The organism is uncultured Ruegeria sp. (genome assembly GCF_947504215.1).
Classification (GTDB): domain Bacteria; phylum Pseudomonadota; class Alphaproteobacteria; order Rhodobacterales; family Rhodobacteraceae; genus Ruegeria.
The window spans coordinates 796,089-812,416 of the sequence record NZ_CANNGO010000001.1; the positions used below are offsets into that span (position 1 = coordinate 796,089).

Below are 16,328 nucleotides of genomic sequence, written 5' to 3' on the forward strand. Positions count from 1 at the left end.
CGTGCGCCTCCTGTTCTTTAAGATCACCTACCCCGCCATGGACAGCAAATCCATTCATGAATAATCATAGACGATATGAACAAAACTGATTTCACCGACTTGGACGGAAAAGTCCTGCGCACATTTCTGACAATCCTCGAAGAAAGTTCCGTCTCCAAGGCGGCTGACAGGTTGGGAGTGACACAATCCGCGATCAGCCACACGCTTGGAAAACTCCGGCAGGTTCTAGGTGATCCACTGTTTGTCCGGTCGGGTCAGGAATTAACTCCGACCGAGCGTGCGCTGTCGTTAAAGGATCCAGTTCAAAGCGTTCTGGACGGAATGCGGGCCCTGACGCAAGAGCGCCCTTTTGACCCGCTGGCAGAAGAGATTGCCATTAGAATCGCGACCAATGATATGCCACGAGAGCTGATCTTTCCCGAGTTGCTGCGGGTCAACCGTGCACAAGGGATGCAGTTGCGACTGGAGTTCATGCCTTCTGGTGTCCCGGACCCCGATCTGCTGCGCAGTGATCGTTGCCAGTTGATGCTGACGCCCTTGCCGCCGGATGGACCTGACATCCTGCAAAAGCGATTGCTTACCAGCCCGCTGATGGTGTTCTACGATAGCGCCAAGCGGGTGCCGCCGGACAGCTGGCAGTCTTACTGTCAATGCGACCATGTCGAAGTTCAGTTTCCGGACGGGCGTAACGCACGTGCTGTGATGCGCGGTGTGGATCAAAGCCAGATCCGAGCGCCAATTGTCACCCTGCCTCATTTCAATGCGATACCGTCCTTCGTGAAAAACAGCACGCTGATTTCGACCGACACCGCACTGATGAAGAAAGGCCCGCTCGCGTCGCTGGATGCTGCGCCGCTGCCGTTTGAATGCGATCCGGTTTCGATTTACATGATCTGGCATCAGCGCTCGGCCAACGACCCGGCGCATCGGTGGCTGCGCGCGCAGATCGAAGATATCATTGCAACCCTTTAGACTTGCGAGATCAACCAATCTCGCATCTTGGCCACCAAATCGGGTTGGCGCGGCTTTTGAGGCGTTACGACGTAGAAACTGAGGTCATCGACCAATACTTGATCAAGCGGGCAGACCAACCGTCCCAACGCAATCTCGGACGCCACAAGGGCCGCATTTGCAAGCGCAAGACCCTGACCCGATACAGCTGCATCAATCGCAAGGCTGGTTTGACTGAAATTCATCATCCGTGGTTTGCCCTGCAGCCCTGCACGTTCAAGAAACAGCGGCCAGAGACCGTGAGAATCGCTGAGCAGCACCTGCCGGGTCAGATCGGAGGCATTTGTCACTCGTTGCGCCAATTCTGGGGAACAGACGACCATAAACTCGGTGGAAAAAAGTGGCACTGCTTGCAATTCTTTGCCCAACGGTTTGCGGCTTTGACGGACAGCAATATCAACACCATCCCTGTTGAAATCGGCAAGTTTCTCACGCGCATCAACCTGAACCTGAATATCAGGGTGCCGTGCTGTGAAATCATTCAGCCGCGGCACCAACCACTTGGACGCAAAGCTGGGCGTAACCGATATTGTTACCTGCCCATAGGGTGAAAATTCATCAACCGCGCCTTCGATCAATCGAAAGGCACGACGCAAGGGCGAGTGAAAACGCCGCCCGGCCTCGGTCAAGTTCAACCCACGTGGCAGGCGGTCGAACAGCTGCTCGCCCAGCCGCGCTTCAAGTCCGCGCACCTGTTGTGCAACCGCCCCTTGGGTAACGCCAAGCTCTTCTGCGGCAAGGCGAAAGTTCAGATGTCGGGCCGAAGCTTCGAACGCGCGCAGGGCATTGAGTGGTGGAAGGGCTTGCATGGTACCACACTGTAGATTTTCTACAGCATTAGGGCAGAAGAACTGATTGGTCAAATCTGTCCACAAGGCCCATGCTGCAGCCAGACAAGAAATGGAGCGAAATGATGACAGACAAAGTGGCCCTGATTACAGCAGGCGGCAGCGGAATGGGGGCAGACGCTGCACGGCGGTTGGCAGCTGACGGATTCAAAGTGGGCATTCTGTCTTCCTCGGGCAAAGGCGAGGCACTTGCACATGAGCTGGGCGGCGTGGGTGTGACAGGATCGAACCAATCCAATGATGATCTGCAAAAGCTGGTGGATACGACCATGGCGCATTGGGGACGGGTCGACGTGCTGGTCAACTCGGCAGGTCACGGGCCGCGCGCAGGCGTTTTGGAGCTGACGGATGAGGATTGGCATCAAGGCATGGACGTCTACTTCCTGAATGCAGTCCGCCCAACCCGTCTGGTGACGCCGATCATGAAGGCACAGGGTGGCGGCGCGATCATCAACATCTCGACCTTTGCGGCGTTCGAACCGGACCCTGTGTTCCCGACGTCGGGCGTGTTTCGCGCCGGGTTGGCCGCATTCACCAAGCTGTTTTCGGACAAGTATGCCGCCGAGAATATCCGGATGAACAACGTGCTGCCCGGCTTCATCGATAGCTTGCCCGAGAAAGAAGAGTTCCGGTCGCGCATCCCCATGGGGCGCTATGGGCGCAGCTATGATGAGATCGCTTCGGTCATTTCTATGCTTGCGTCCGAAGGTGGCGGTTACATCACCGGGCAGAACATCCGCGTGGATGGTGGTATCACCCGGTCTGTTTAAGCCATCAGGTTCGCGCCTTGATAAAATGCGTCAGTGCCGCGCCTGTTTCGAAATAGGCGCGGCGCAAACCTGTCCAGCTTTCGCGATGTTCTGGAACCACAGGCACGGGCAGGCATGACGGATCATCTTTCAGCAAGCTTTCCGCCATCAGCCGCCCGAACACCGTTCCGGGTCCGATGCCGCGCCCGGAAAACCCGTGCACCGACAATGCATTTGGTCCAATCTGGGTGATCTTTGGAAGGTGGTCCGACGTCATGGCAATGCGCCCATGCCACCCTTGCTCCAAAGGCTGCTCCGACAATTGAGGATAAAGCACAGCCAGTTTCCGTTTGGCCCAGGCAGAATGCGCCCCACGCCCCGCGTTGCCCAGATCACCCATACCCCCAATGATCATGCGCCCATCCTGATCTAACCGGAATGAGGTCATAATCAAACCGGTGTCCCAACATCCCTCGCCCTGTGGCAGGATGGTAGCGCGCAGGTTGGGCGACAGGGGTGCAGTGGCATATTGAAAGTAGTAGACCGGCACATAGGCGGGTGCCGTGTCCTTTAGCCTCTGATGATAGGCGTTTGTGGCCTGAATGATCGATCTGGCCTGAACCGTGCCGCTGGGCATAGTCAGAGCCCAGCACTCATTCCGATACTGAATGGTCTGAACCGGGCTTTGCGTGAATAAAAGCGCTCCTGCTTCTGATGCGGCCCGGGCCAGACCGACCACATAGGACAGGGGCTGAATTGTCCCGGCGCGCGGGTCGAACAGCGCACCGTGAAACGTTGTGCTGCCAGTTCGGGCAAGCGCAGCTTCGGCCGACAAAAGCTCTACCGGCGCGCCCGCAGTGCTGAGTTGTGCGTGCCGGGTTTGAATGTCGCGAAAGCCGGACGCGGAATGCGCACAATGCAGGGTCCCGTTTTGGACAGGTTCGCACGCGATCTTATGTGCATCGATCAACGCAAAAACATCCGAAGGTGCTTTGGCCAGCAAATCGATCAAGCGATCCCCAACGTTTTGCCCCAGATGCGATCGAATTTCGTCTGGGGGCAGCCAAAGCCCTGCATTCACCAGCCCGACATTGCGACCCGATCCACCATGTCCAATTTCATGCGCCTCTAGCAGGCAGACAGATGCCCCCGCTTTTGCTGCGGTAAGCGCCGCCGAGCAACCCGTATAGCCGCCGCCAATGACGGCCAGATCAACCGTCAGGTCGTCTGACAAAGACGCCGTCTTCAATGTTTCGCAGCAAGTGTCGCGCCACAACGCGTGTTCGGTGGTGTTCACTGTGAACCTCGGTGCATTGTCGCCCGGATCATTAGCCCACTTCTATCCCGTTGCAAGAGACCTTTGATCGTCGCGACCCATGGCAATCACAACAGGTGACCCCTCTTGTTCTGCGAGAAAGGCAGATTTATTCGCCATACCCCGCCACTCGGCCTGAACCAGCGATTGCGCCACCGCGCCACTCAGCGTTGCCCCTGGACCGGTCACGATAAACAAATCCGGCGCGAACTCGCGCGCAGCCGTTTGCACAGCGCGGGTGAAATCGTAGGCCTCGGTCACCTGATGGCCCAGGGTGTAATCCCACAACGCCGCGGTATCGCTTGCGCCCGGCCACCAGATCTTGCCGCGCCCGTCAATCAGGGGGTGCTTTGGTTGTTCGAACAGATCTGCGCCCAACAGCGCCCGACCTTCTGCTGCAACGGGTGCCTGCAGTCGGGTGTGGAACGCGGCGTGGTTCGGCAAACGCATTGGAAAGCGTTCCTGAACCGAAGGTTGGGACGCTTCAAAGGCCGCCAATCCGGCCTCGTTCCCTGCCATCACCAGCATCCCACCCAGATCAATCGACAATGCCAGATCATGGTGGTCCAGTGCATCGATACGTGCGACATCTTCAATCAGGGCAGTTTTTCGATCCGGGTCATTGGTCCAACTGTCATCCGTAGAGGGATAGACCAGTTGGCCGCCGATCAGATGCTCCTGCATCAAGGTCCCCATGGTGTTGACGACGCGAAACCCGTTCTCATCACTCAATGCGCCAGCGGCGGCGAGCGCGATGTACCAACCCATGGAATTACCTGTAACCGCCACAACCTCGATATCGTCGGCGAGTGATTGCGCATCAGCAAGCGAAGCCGCGTAGATCAAAGGCGAGGCCACGTCGCCACGGGAGTACTTGCCAACCGTAAAGCGCTTGGCGCCGTCCAATGCAGTGACCACTTCTTGACCGGCCTCAGCCCGAATGGCATCAAACTTTTGGAACATTGGCAAGCGTTCGGCATGGTGCCGGTGCAGATAGCCCAGTTCGGGTTTGTTATAGGTGCCCCGACCGGGGCAGATCACAACGGCAGTGCGGGTCATGTCTTGGCTCTGGTCAGTGCGATCGCCGCCGAAACGATATCGTCTTTCGATGGCAGAGGCGCGGCATAGGCCGGGCCGGTGGCGATGAAACTGTCTTCGGCCACGACGCGCGCGACAGAATTGCGCGCATCTTCTTCACAGAAAAACGTCATCAAAGCCTCGGATTGACTGCCAGTCTGGCGGCATTCATCAACGATCAGAACGTGTTTACAGCCTTCCGTCGCCTGCCTCAGCGCGTCGACCGGCAGCGGGGCCAACCAACGCATATCGATGATCCGAGTGTTTAGTCCAGCGGCGTGCAACTGTTGCAGCGTCTGTTGCGACAGGTAGTGCCCATTGCCATAGGTCACGATGGCCAGATCTGTGCCGTCGCCGTGTACCCCGACCTCGCCCAACGCGACCCGTTGATCGGGTGATGGGTAGGTTGTCATCCAGCCACCATCCTGCGGCTGGTGCAAATCCCGCATGGGGTAGAGCGCGATGGGTTCAAGAAACACCACAACCCGCTGTTCTTCCCGGGCCAGTCGAATACATTCGCGCAACATCTGCGCCGCGTCTGATCCGGTCGAGGGGCAGGCAATGATCACGCCGGGAATATCGCGCAGGACGGCCAGTGAGTTGTCGTTGTGGAAATGGCCCCCAAAACCCTTTTGGTATCCCAACCCGGCGATCCGTAGAACCATTGGGTTGGTAAACTGCCCGTTCGAAAAGAACGGCAGGGTCGCAGCTTCGCCCCGGATCTGATCTTCGGCATTGTGCAAATAGGCCAGAAACTGGATTTCGGGGATCGGAATGAAACCGTTATGCGCCATACCGATTGCCAAGCCCAGGATAGACTGTTCGTCCAGCAGCGTGTCGACCACCCGGTCTGGCCCGAACCGCTGCTGCAACTTTTGCGTTACGCCGTAGACCCCGCCTTTGCGACCAACATCCTCGCCCATGCAGACGATCTCGCCGTGTTCCAGCATCAGATCGGTGAGCGCCCAGTTGATCAGGCGGCTCATGGGTTGGGGATCATCCATCACACGCAAATCCCCACCAAACGCCTTGGAGCGGGCCTCGGCGCTGGGTCCGTTGGTGGGCGTGCAATCGCGTTTTGGCGGAACAAGACTGGCCATGACCTCTTGCGCCGTGGTCAGGTGTGGGCGGGTCGCGGCCTCGGCTGCTATGCGATCAGTGCGGGCGCAGGTTTGTTCGTAGATCTTCAGCGCCTGATCTGGGGACAGGGCAGCTGCCTGATCCAGAAGGCGCACGGAATGCAAAAGCGGATCATTGGCCTCATCCGCCTCAACCTCGGACTTTCGCAGGTAAGTAGTCGGAACGTCTGCCCCGGCATGGCCATAAAGGCGCACAGTCTTCAGATGCAGGAACGCAGGTTTGCGGCGCGTGCGCACATAGTCGGCAGCCTGCCGCGCAATCGCGTAAGTTTCGTAGAGATCGAGACCATTGGCCTGAAAATACTTGATTCCCGGCCGATGCTCCATCGACGCCTGAATCCAACCCTTCGGTGTTTTGACCGAAATGCCAATGCCATTGTCTTCGCACACAAAGAGCAAAGGCAAAGGGGTAGATTGCACACTGGTCCAACCAGCTGTGTTGATCGCGCCCTGCGCTGTCGAGTGGTTGGCAGAAGCATCGCCAAAGGAACACATCGCAATTCCATCCTCGGGCAATTCCCGATGCTCGGGATCATGACGCCGCGCTGCACCCAGCGAATAGGCCGCACCAACTGCCTTTGGCAGGTGGCTCGCGATGGTCGAGGTCTGTGGCGGGATGTATAGCGCCTTGGATCCCAACACCTTGTGACGACCTCCGGATGTCGGGTCTTCCTTGGAACAAGCAAAGCTGAGCAGCATATCCCAAGCGATCTGCTGTCCGGGCACCTGTTCGGCCCGTGCGATCTGAAAGGCCGCATCGCGATAATGCAAAAACGCGATATCCGTAGGACGCAAAGCATGGGCAACCGCCGCCATGCCTTCATGCCCCGACGACCCAATCGTATAAAACCCCTGCCCGGCCTTTTGCATCGTGCGACTGGTACGGTCCAACGCACGGCTGAGCACCTGCGAGCGGAGCAGCGAAACCGCGTCTGTCGCGCTCAAACCCGCCTGAGGCGGCGCGCCGTTGGGCAGATCGCCCTTGGCAACCCGAGACAGGAAGTTCTCATGAACAATCTGAGCGCGGTCCATGCTTTGGCCTTTTCAGTCTAAGTGGGGCGACCCCGGTTTTCGATGCGCCGGCTGGGAAATCCCCAACAAATCACACAATTCCTGTATCTCGCTGGCCCCGGTAAAACTCCAGTGATATTCAGACGCAAAGGTATGAGGATTTATCATATGATCGCGCCCCGCCGCTTTCTACCATCGATTTCGTCGCTGTTGGCATTAGAGGCTGTAGACCGTCTCGGCAGCGCCTCGGCAGCAGCCGAGGAGTTGTCGCTGACCCAAAGCGCCATTAGTCGGCAACTCAAGGCGATGGAAGAACAGCTGGGGGTCGAGTTGATCCAGCGCACCCAGATGCGGCTGAACCTGACGCCTGCCGCCAAAGACTATGTTCAGACAGCGCGGGCATCCTTGCACCAACTGGCGCAGGCATCCTTAAAGCTAAAGGCAAACCCGACCGGCGGATCGCTACACCTGTCGATCCTTCCCGCCTTTGGTATGCACTGGCTGGCCCCAAAGCTTCAGGACTTCGCCCGCCGCCACCCGGAAGTGACAGTAAACCTGAACACGCGCCTGCGGCGGTTCGATTTCGACACCGAGCCCTTTGACGCCGCTTTCCATTTTGGCCAACAAAACTGGAGCGGGGTGAACTACATGCAGATCATGCATGAAGAGGTCTTGCCGGTTTGCGCCCCGACGTTGCTACCGGAACGCGCAGAAAGCATCGACTGGCTGACCAATGCCCCCCTGCTGCACATCGAAACACGACCCGACGGGTGGGAACGGTGGTTCACCGCGCAAGGTCATCCGATCAAGGGATTGCAGGGCATGGTGTTCGATCAGTTTTCTACCATGATTCAAGCAACTATTCATGGTTTAGGCGTCGGGCTGCTTCCCAGCTATCTAGTGGCCGAAGACCTGAAGAATGGCCGCCTCGCGCAGGCCTGGGACGGGCCCGAGGTTAGCCTGGGCGATTATTATCTGGTCTGGCCAAAGGGAAAGGCCGAGTCAGAGCCATTGAAATCCTTCCGCAAGTGGCTACAAACGCAACTTGACCAGGCACCTAAACATAGCTGACAGGCAGAAGACCGCCCTTTCGCCACTACACGTCCAGAGATCGCGCGATCAGCTCTTTCATGACTTCGTTGGTGCCGCCATAGATCATCTGTACCCGCGCGTCCGCATACAACCGGGCAATCGGGTACTCCATCATGAACCCATAGCCACCAAACAACTGCAGACATTCGTGCATAATTTCATTCTGCACCTCTGAGCCCCAGTATTTGACCATTGATGCGGTGGCGGCATCCAACTCGCCTGCCTCAAGCTTGCCGATGCAATCATTAACAAAGCTGCGCAGCACTTCGGCCTTGGTCTTGCATTCAGCCAGCTTGAACCGCGTGTTCTGGAAATCCATGACACGCTGACCGAATGCTTTCCTCTCCTGAACGTATTTCACCGTCTCAGCGATGGCAAAGTCGATTGCGCCCAGCGCCATCAGGCCAATGGTCAAACGCTCCCAAGGCAGTTGCTTCATCAGTTGATAGAACCCCTGACCTTCTTCGGGCCCCAAAAGGTTGGTCATGGGAACCTTGACGTCTTCAAAGAACAGCTCGGCGGTGTCGTTGCCCTTCATTCCAAGTTTTTTGAGGTTGCGCCCGCGGCGAAAACCATCGGCCCCGTCGGTTTCCACGGCAACCAGCGATACGCCTTTGGCCCCGAGGGATTTGTCTGTTTTGGCCGCAATGATTATCAGGTCCGCAGTCTGTCCATTGGTAATGAAGATCTTGGATCCGTTGATACGATAGGAATTCCCATCCTTCTCAGCTGTCGTCCGAACGGCTTGCACATCTGACCCTGTACCGGGTTCGGTCATCGCAAGTGCGCCAACCATCTCGCCCGAGGCCAGCTTGGGCAGCCATTTCCGTTTTTGATCTTCGCTGCCATAGGCGGTGATGTAATGGGTGACAATGGATTGGATACCGTACCCCCACCCTGCATCCCCACGCGCGGCCTGTTCGTAGATGGTGACTGAATCGAATCCCATTCCGCCACCGACACCGCCGTATTCCTCGGCGATCGCCCCCGCCATCAGGCCGGTGTCGCCTGCTTTTTTCCAGAACTCACGATCAACGACGCCGTTGGCGGCCCAGGTTTCGACATTTGGGCTAAGCTCATCATCCATGAATCTGCCTGCCATTTCAGCAAACATCCGGTGTTCGTCAGTGACCCATGCGGCGGTGGAGGAAAACAGCGACATCTCAAACTCTCCGATCAGTGGTTACAGAAAGGCTATATTTTGCGAAGCCCTCTGCCAATCCGTGTGACGCCGCGTCGCAAACCGGCGCAACGCAACGTTCGCAGCTGCCTATGTCGGGATTTTCACAGTGCGCAAAACCGGAAAATTCAGGCGATCAGCCCTGCGCAATCTTGAGCAGTTGTTGCGCAGCCTCTTTTGCATCTTTGGCGGGGCTGGTGTTCTTCAAAAGTACAGCAGACACGATCGCGCCCTCTTGCAACAAGACGATCTGACTGGCCAGCTTTGCCGGATCGTCTACCCCAGCGTCGCGCGCCAATCGGGTGAAATGCTCCAACAGCAGGCGCTTGTGTTCAGCAGCTTGCACATGAATCGGGTGGTCGGCATCCTGATACTCGGCCCCTGCTTTGATGAACATGCATCCGCGAAAGCCGTCCTCCTCGAACCATTCTCTCAGCGCATCAAAGCTGGCGATCAGTTGTTCAGCAGGTGTATCCGCCACCTCTTCGATCCGACGCAGCAGCCAATTGCGAAAGCTCTCATCCCGCAGTCGCAGAGCCGCCAGGATCAGGTCTTCCTTGGTGCGGAAATGCTTGTACATGGAGGTTTTGGACACACCAGTTTCCACAACAAGCTTGTCCATGCCGGTGGCGTGAAACCCGTCTCTGTAAAAGACCTGCAGGGCCTTTCTGACCAGCTCATCCCTCTTGTTTGGACGCATGATTCGGCTCCTATATGTACCGATCTGTACATATATAATCGAACCATCGGGCGCAACATCACGATATTTAATACATTTTATCAATGCAGTACGTTACGGACGTTACTGCACTTTCGCATCTTGCCTGTTTTTTGCTTGAAAAAGGTTACCGATCTGTACATTGTCAATATAGTTTACCGATCTGTACACCTTAGGATTTACCCAATGAAACGCCATGCCAGCCCATTTTCCCCGCAATACGTCCCCTTCATGTTGACACTTGCCCTTATTGCCGCCGCACTGACCTGAAAGACAAAAAAATGGGCCGACCCCCTCTACCACCCTTCAGTCAGGAAACCGCCACTCAAAAGGTTCGGATGGCGGAAAACGCATGGAACAGCCGAGATGCGGATATTGTAACGCCGGCATACACAGACGACAGCCAATGGCGGAACCGGGCTGAGTTCCTGTCGGGCCATACTGACATCCATGCCTTTTTGACCCGCAAATGGCACAAAGAGCTGGACTACCGGCTAATCAAAGAGCTTTGGGCTTTTTCAGGCCACCGTATCGCTGTCCGCTATGCCTATGAATGGCATGATGACAGCGGACAATGGTTCCGTTCTTATGGAAATGAAAACTGGGCGTTTGCTGCAGATGGAAGAATGTCGCATCGCCACGCTTCGCTGAATGACCTTCGCATATCAGAAGATCAGCGGTTGTTTCACTGGCCGCTCGGCCAACGCCCCGATGATCACCCCGGGTTGTCCGATCTTGGACTTTAGGAGGATTTGTGATGCCACGTGCCTTTTCTGAACTGACCTTCACCCCCACCGTTCGCGCCCATCAGGAACGAATGGGGTCAGCAAAAACCTACGCGAAATTCATCGAAAGCGGACCGCAGCAGGGACATCTGATCGGAGACGCAGAAAAAGCGTTCATCGAGGCACGGGATGGGTTCTATCAATCCACGGTGTCCGAAACCGGGTGGCCCTATGTGCAGTATCGCGGTGGCCCCACCGGGTTCCTGAAAGTGTTGGGGCCGCAATCCATCGGCTACGCGGATTTCTCGGGCAACAAACAATATATCTCGCGCGGGAACTTGGACGGCAATGACCGTATTGCGCTGATCCTGATGGATTATGCCAATCAGCGCCGCCTCAAAATCCTCGGTCGGGTTGAATTCACCGAAGGCGAAGATGCGGCGGCCAGCCTGTATCCAGATGGGTCCGAGGCCCCCGCAGAGCGTGCCGTGATAATTCGCGTTGAGGCACTGGACTGGAACTGCCCTCGCCACATCACGCCCCGGTTTACCGAGGCTGAGCTGCGCCCGCATTTGAACACGCTGGGGCGGCAGCTGGCCGAGCTAAAGGCAGAAAACGAGCGGTTGAAACAGGAAGTCGCCAATTCAGGTTGAGGTCCTCAGCCGTCACAAGAACCTTTTCCAAACGTGAGTTCAGGCAGCAAACGCCTTATTGCGCCTAGGTTGGCTTTTCTTTGATCAGTTTTGGCGTCACGGAAGTTACAAAACATCCCCCAATCAAGTCCGCGCAGCCTTTACCATTGCTTCGATGCCCGCGGCGCAGAATTCGATCAGATGATCGACATCGGTCAAATCTCCGCCTTGCGCCAATGCCTCGACGCGCCACGCACTATTGAGATGTGCAAGCATCGCTGAAACCGAATAGACCTGTCCGCTGGCCAATAGCGCTGGATCAGTATCGGGATAAAGCGCCGCAATCTCAGCAATAAAACGGTGCGCAGTTGGGTCAAAACACTCGGCCGCAATTTCGCGCCAGCGCGGATCGACCGAGACATGGGCGACCAGACGCCCATAGGCTAACCATCCCGGTCCTCCCGTTTGTGCAAGCATCACATAGGGGCGGATAAAACAATCCAAAATGGCCCGCAGTGATAGCGCACCCTTTGCTTTTTCAATTTCCAGCGCCTCGATCCTACGGTGAGCCAGTGAGTTCGCGCGGCGGGCAACTGTGCGATAAAATAGTTCTTCCTTACCGCCGCCGTGGTGATGCACCAACCCAATCTGAACGCCCGCCTTAGCAGCGATATCCCGGATCGAAGCCCCTTCGAATCCTCGTTCGGCAAAAATGGATTCCGCCGCGTCCAAAATGCGTGCCTTGGTCTGCAGGGACCGCTTGGAAGGCGCTCTTTGCCTTGGTTTTTCAGCACTTTTGATCGTCATGAAATTCATCTTGCCTTATTTTGGTCGATCGTTCAAGTTAAGCGTCACGAACTTGGGGAGGGTTCATGACGGAGACGCGCGACACATTCGCCCTGATCGGGGCGGGCCCAATGGGTTTGGCCGCGGCCAAAGTGCTGACAGAACAGGGTATCGCCTTTCAGGGGTTCGATCTGCATTCGGATGTCGGCGGTCTGTGGGACATCGACGCCCCCAGGTCGACGATGTATGAATCCGCCCACCTGATTTCATCCAAACGGATGACTGAATTCACCGACTTCCCGATGAAGGATGCGGTCGCCGAATACCCTTCACACAGTGCAATGCGCGATTACTTCAGGGACTTCGCCGATCACTACGGATTGCGTGATAAGTATCTGTTCAATGCCGAAGTTACCGAGATCTCGCCGCTCGGTAAATCGGGCGACGGCTGGCGTCTCTCTTGGCGAGATCAGGATGGTGAACACGAGGCCGAATTCGCCGGGGTTCTGATTGCAAATGGCACCCTGTCAGAACCCAACATGCCCGCATTCCCCGGCACCTTTGACGGCGAGTTGATCCACGCGTCGCAATACCGCTATCCCAGCCAGTTCGATGGCAAACGTGTCCTTGTCGTGGGCGCAGGAAACTCCGGTTGCGACATAGCGGTGGATGCAATCCACCATGCGCAGTGCTGTGATCTGTCGATGCGACGGGGATATTACTTTGTGCCAAAATACGTGTTTGGCAAGCCCGCAGACACGATGGGCGGCAAGATCCGCCTGCCGATGTGGCTGAAGCGCAAAGTGGACAGTCTGATCCTCAGCTGGTTTGTTGGCGACCCACAGAAGTACGGCTTTCCGAAACCCGACTACAAGCTCTACGAGAGCCATCCAATCGTGAACTCACTGGTCCTGTATCACGCAGGTCACGGCGATCTGCGCATCCAACCGGACATTGAACGGCTGGAAGGAAAGACCGTTCATTTCAAGGATGGCAGCCGCGAAGATTACGACATGATCCTTGCAGCAACAGGGTACAAACTGCACTACCCCTTCATCGACAAAGACCTTCTGAACTGGCAAGGCGATGCTCCGCACCTTTATCTCAATGCCATGCATCCTGAACGGGACGATCTATTTGTTCTAGGGATGATCGAGGCCACTGGGCTGGGCTGGCAGGGGCGGCATGAACAGGCCGAGATGGTTGCCCGGTACATCAAAGGCCTTCAACATGATTGCCCTGTGGCCTCCGAACTGACCGCGCAAAAACAACAGGCTTACGGACGCGCCACCGGAGGCATGAACTACCTCAACCTCGCCCGCATGGCCTATTACGTCGACAAAGCCACCTATCGCAAAGCGGTTACCGGTTGGATCGCACGTCTCAGGAAAGCCACCGGATGAGTGGTATTGACGAGATTACGCTGAATTTCAGTCCGGGTTCGCTGACATTGCTGAACGCAATCCTGGCGATTGTCATGTTCTCGATAGCCATTGACCTGGCGCCTAGAGATTTCGATCGCCTGCGCCGGGCCCCGAAGCCGGTTATCGTTGGGTTGGCTTCCCAGTTCATCATTTTGCCCGCGCTGACCTTTGCGATGGTCTGGGTAGTGGCTCCGCCTCCTTCGATTGCATTGGGTCTGATCCTCGTGGCCGCTTGCCCGGGTGGTAACATATCGAACTTCATCACGCATCGCGCAGGTGGAAATGCCGCCCTGTCTGTGTCCATGACTGCATTTGCCACGATTGGGGCGATCTTTCTAACGCCGCTGAACATCGCTTTGTGGGGTGGGTTGTACCCCCCAACCCGCTCGATCCTACAGCAAACCGAGATCGACCCGGTTCAGATCGCCATCATTGTCGGGCTGATGCTGATTCTGCCGCTTGTGCTGGGCGTCACATTGAATCAGCGCCAACCAACGCTGACTGCGCGCCTGCGCGCGCCACTGCAATACCTGTCGATGGGGATTTTCATCGCCTTCATCATACTCGCTCTGGCTGCCAACTGGGGGTTCTTTCTAAGCTACGCCGGAGCCGTCGCAGGGCTTGTGATCCTTCACAACGCTCTGGCTCTGGGCGGCGGTTGGGTTGCTGCCACTATCACCCGCTTGTCCCCCTTTGACCGACGCGCAATCACAATCGAAACAGGCATTCAAAATTCGGGCCTTGGCTTAGTTCTGATCTTTGCGTTCTTTCATGGGTTGGGCGGGATGGCCGTGGTCGCTGCGTTCTGGGGGATATGGCACGCCATCTCGGGCCTCGCGCTCGCCTCGGTCCTGTCCAAAACCGAGGCCACACGATGACCCGGATCCTCATCACCGGCGCTTCAGGCATGGTTGGGCGCGCTCTTTTAGCCGAACTGCATGATCATGAGGTCTTCGCCACCGATTTACATCGCCTGGACGATATGCCCAGAATGATCAGTTTCCTACGTATGGATGTCACCACAGAGGACCCCGCACGGGTCATTGCTGAGGTCAAGCCTGATGTCGTTGTTCACCTGGCCTCGATCGTTACGCCACCGCCCAAAATGGGACGCGAGGCCGCTTATGCAGTCGATGTCGAGGGCACGCGCAACGTTGTAGATGCCGCCATCGCCAATGGCGTGCGCCGTTTGGTGGTCACGTCTTCTGGTGCTGCATACGGTTATCACGCAGATAGCCGAGTGCCTCTACGCGAGTGCGACCCTTTGCGTGGAAATCCTGAATTTCCGTATTCGAACCACAAACGGCAGGTTGAAGAATTGCTGGCCGAAACACGAAAGTACGCCCCGGAACTGGAGCAGGTTGTTCTGCGTGTCGGCACGGTGCTGGGGGAGGGCACCGAAAACCAGATTACCGCTCTGTTCCGCAAACCGCGCTTGCTGGCGGTGTTCGGGAGTGAAAGCCCGTTTGTCTTTATCTGGACCCGTGACCTGGCCCGCGTCTTAAAGCGCGCCGCCACAGATGGCCCGCCTGGTATCTTCAACGTCACCGGAGACGGCGCTTTGGGTATCACTGACCTTGCCAAAGCAATGGGAAAGCCAGTTCTGCGGTTACCCGCATGGGCGCTAAAGACGTCATTATGGTTGGCGCGGCCGTTGGGTTTGTCGCAATACGGGCCCGAGCAGGTTCGCTTTCTGCAATACCGACCTGTATTGGACAATTCAGCGCTCAAGTCAGAGTTCGGCTATACGCCCGAAAAAACCAGCGCCGAGGTTTTTGACCTCTGGAAGCAGCAGGCTGACCTATGAAAACTGCTATGATATCGGGCGGCGCAGGTGGGCTGGGTCAGGCACTGTCCAAGGCCTTGTTAACACGTGGCTGGCGGGTTGTGGTGTTGGACCTGAACGTCTCAGACATTGCGCCCACCCCGAACCTAGTGCCCATCGCCTGCGACCTGACGCAGCCTGAGCAATTGAGCAGCGCCGTCTCTGACATCATCGCCACCAGCGATAGCATCGATCTGGTCATCTACAATGCCGGGATCACCCAAATTTGCGGGTTTGATCAATCCGATGAGGCCAGCCATCGCAAACTGTTCGAGATCAACTATTTCGCGGCCGTTGAAATGGCACGTGCGTTACTTCCCGAAGTGCGAAAATCCGGTGGCGCACATCTGGTGATGTCATCCGTCGCAGGGTTCACGCCGCTGTATCATCGTACAGCATATGCGGCTTCCAAACATGCGCTGGAAGGATTCTTCAAGTCGCTCCGTTCAGAAGAGAAATCCTATGGTGTGACGGTACACATCGCGGCCCCGTCCTTTGTGGCGACCAACACAGGAAACGCGGAAGCACGGACTGATGGCACTGCCAGACCGGGTTCGGCGCGGGACGGGATGGATGAAATGAGCCCCTCTGAGGCAGCTGAGATAATCTTGCGCGGCCTTGATAGATCGCAGCCAACAATTCCTGTGGGTCGCGTGGCGCGCCTCGCATGGTGGCTCAACCGTATTTCTCCGCGGCTGTACCAGCGATTGATGGAACGAAAGATCAGTGGATCCTGACTTAATCCAGAAAATCGCAAGCCGACCCCTTGACCTTCCCGTCACTGGAAGCCCCATGT

At 56.8% G+C, this 16,328-nt stretch carries 16 protein-coding genes; 9 read left to right on the forward strand and 7 right to left on the reverse strand.

The annotated features are described in order from the left end of the window. Positions 1-75 precede the first annotated feature (75 nt). Entirely contained in the window at positions 76-972 is an 897-nt protein-coding gene (locus tag Q1B21_RS03920; RefSeq protein WP_299886108.1) for a LysR family transcriptional regulator, read from the forward strand. Here Q1B21_RS03920 and Q1B21_RS03925 read toward each other — a convergent pair. After that, entirely contained in the window at positions 969-1,820 is an 852-nt protein-coding gene (locus tag Q1B21_RS03925; protein ID WP_299886111.1) for a LysR substrate-binding domain-containing protein, read from the reverse strand. The two genes, Q1B21_RS03920 and Q1B21_RS03925, sit on opposite strands and share 4 nt — an antisense overlap. 101 nt (positions 1,821-1,921) lie before the next feature. On the opposite strand from Q1B21_RS03925, the gene Q1B21_RS03930 reads away from it, so the two are divergent. Continuing rightward, on the forward strand, positions 1,922-2,629 hold the full coding sequence (locus Q1B21_RS03930) for an SDR family oxidoreductase (RefSeq protein WP_298934059.1): 708 nt from the start codon (positions 1,922-1,924) through the stop codon (positions 2,627-2,629). A gap of 4 nt (positions 2,630-2,633) precedes the next feature. Here Q1B21_RS03930 and Q1B21_RS03935 read toward each other — a convergent pair whose 3' ends face one another. The 3 genes from Q1B21_RS03935 to Q1B21_RS03945 are packed head-to-tail and all read right to left on the reverse strand — an operon-like array spanning position 2,634 to position 7,171. Next, the gene (locus Q1B21_RS03935; protein ID WP_299886116.1) at positions 2,634-3,905 is read right to left on the reverse strand and encodes an FAD-binding oxidoreductase; all 1,272 of its coding nucleotides are present in this window, start codon (positions 3,903-3,905) and stop codon (positions 2,634-2,636) included. Positions 3,906-3,947: 42 nt separating this feature from the next. After that, positions 3,948-4,982, reverse strand: a complete 1,035-nt coding sequence (locus Q1B21_RS03940; RefSeq protein WP_299886119.1) for an ACP S-malonyltransferase — start codon at positions 4,980-4,982, stop codon at positions 3,948-3,950. Continuing rightward, positions 4,979-7,171 carry a thiamine pyrophosphate-dependent enzyme gene (locus tag Q1B21_RS03945; protein ID WP_299886122.1) on the reverse strand — a complete coding sequence of 731 codons (2,193 nt, stop codon included), beginning with the start codon at positions 7,169-7,171 and terminating at the stop codon, positions 4,979-4,981. Before Q1B21_RS03945 ends, Q1B21_RS03940 begins: the two co-directional genes overlap by 4 nt. A 147-nt stretch (positions 7,172-7,318) precedes the next feature. Here Q1B21_RS03945 and Q1B21_RS03950 point away from each other — a divergent pair, with 147 nt between their 5' ends. Beyond that, positions 7,319-8,221: a LysR substrate-binding domain-containing protein gene (locus Q1B21_RS03950; RefSeq protein ID WP_299886125.1), complete on the forward strand. Its 903-nt coding sequence runs from the start codon at positions 7,319-7,321 to the stop codon at positions 8,219-8,221. A 25-nt stretch (positions 8,222-8,246) separates the two neighbouring features. Here the strand turns inward: Q1B21_RS03950 and Q1B21_RS03955 are convergent, their stop codons facing one another. Together Q1B21_RS03955 and Q1B21_RS03960 are read right to left on the reverse strand one after the other, a co-directional pair. Further along, positions 8,247-9,404: an acyl-CoA dehydrogenase family protein gene (locus Q1B21_RS03955; RefSeq protein WP_299886128.1), complete on the reverse strand. Its 1,158-nt coding sequence runs from the start codon at positions 9,402-9,404 to the stop codon at positions 8,247-8,249. A gap of 154 nt (positions 9,405-9,558) precedes the next feature. Beyond that, positions 9,559-10,122 (reverse strand): TetR/AcrR family transcriptional regulator, encoded by a 564-nt coding sequence (locus Q1B21_RS03960; RefSeq protein ID WP_299886131.1) that lies wholly within the window; start codon positions 10,120-10,122, stop codon positions 9,559-9,561. Between the two features lie 299 nt (positions 10,123-10,421). On the opposite strand from Q1B21_RS03960, the gene Q1B21_RS03965 reads away from it, so the two are divergent. Then, positions 10,422-10,886, forward strand: a complete 465-nt coding sequence (locus Q1B21_RS03965) for a nuclear transport factor 2 family protein (RefSeq protein ID WP_299886134.1) — start codon at positions 10,422-10,424, stop codon at positions 10,884-10,886. An 11-nt stretch (positions 10,887-10,897) separates the two neighbouring features. Beyond that, positions 10,898-11,518, forward strand: coding sequence for a pyridoxamine 5'-phosphate oxidase family protein (locus Q1B21_RS03970; protein WP_299886137.1), 621 nt, complete (start codon positions 10,898-10,900; stop codon positions 11,516-11,518). Between the two features lie 123 nt (positions 11,519-11,641). Here the strand turns inward: Q1B21_RS03970 and Q1B21_RS03975 are convergent, their stop codons facing one another. After that, positions 11,642-12,304 carry a TetR/AcrR family transcriptional regulator gene (locus Q1B21_RS03975; protein ID WP_299886141.1) on the reverse strand — a complete coding sequence of 221 codons (663 nt, stop codon included), beginning with the start codon at positions 12,302-12,304 and terminating at the stop codon, positions 11,642-11,644. A 65-nt stretch (positions 12,305-12,369) separates the two neighbouring features. Here Q1B21_RS03975 and Q1B21_RS03980 point away from each other — a divergent pair, with 65 nt between their 5' ends. Genes Q1B21_RS03980 through Q1B21_RS03995 form a run of 4 tightly spaced genes read left to right on the forward strand, consistent with a single transcriptional unit; the run spans position 12,370 to position 16,269 of the window. Beyond that, entirely contained in the window at positions 12,370-13,686 is a 1,317-nt protein-coding gene (locus Q1B21_RS03980; protein WP_299886144.1) for an NAD(P)-binding domain-containing protein, read from the forward strand. Then, the gene (locus tag Q1B21_RS03985; protein WP_299886146.1) at positions 13,683-14,585 is read left to right on the forward strand and encodes a bile acid:sodium symporter family protein; all 903 of its coding nucleotides are present in this window, start codon (positions 13,683-13,685) and stop codon (positions 14,583-14,585) included. The genes Q1B21_RS03980 and Q1B21_RS03985 overlap by 4 nt, the downstream gene beginning before the upstream one ends. Beyond that, on the forward strand, positions 14,582-15,514 hold the full coding sequence (locus Q1B21_RS03990) for an SDR family oxidoreductase (RefSeq protein WP_299886149.1): 933 nt from the start codon (positions 14,582-14,584) through the stop codon (positions 15,512-15,514). The genes Q1B21_RS03985 and Q1B21_RS03990 overlap by 4 nt, the downstream gene beginning before the upstream one ends. After that, positions 15,511-16,269: an SDR family oxidoreductase gene (locus Q1B21_RS03995; RefSeq protein WP_299886153.1), complete on the forward strand. Its 759-nt coding sequence runs from the start codon at positions 15,511-15,513 to the stop codon at positions 16,267-16,269. The genes Q1B21_RS03990 and Q1B21_RS03995 overlap by 4 nt, the downstream gene beginning before the upstream one ends. The last annotated feature ends 59 nt before the right edge of the window (positions 16,270-16,328 follow it).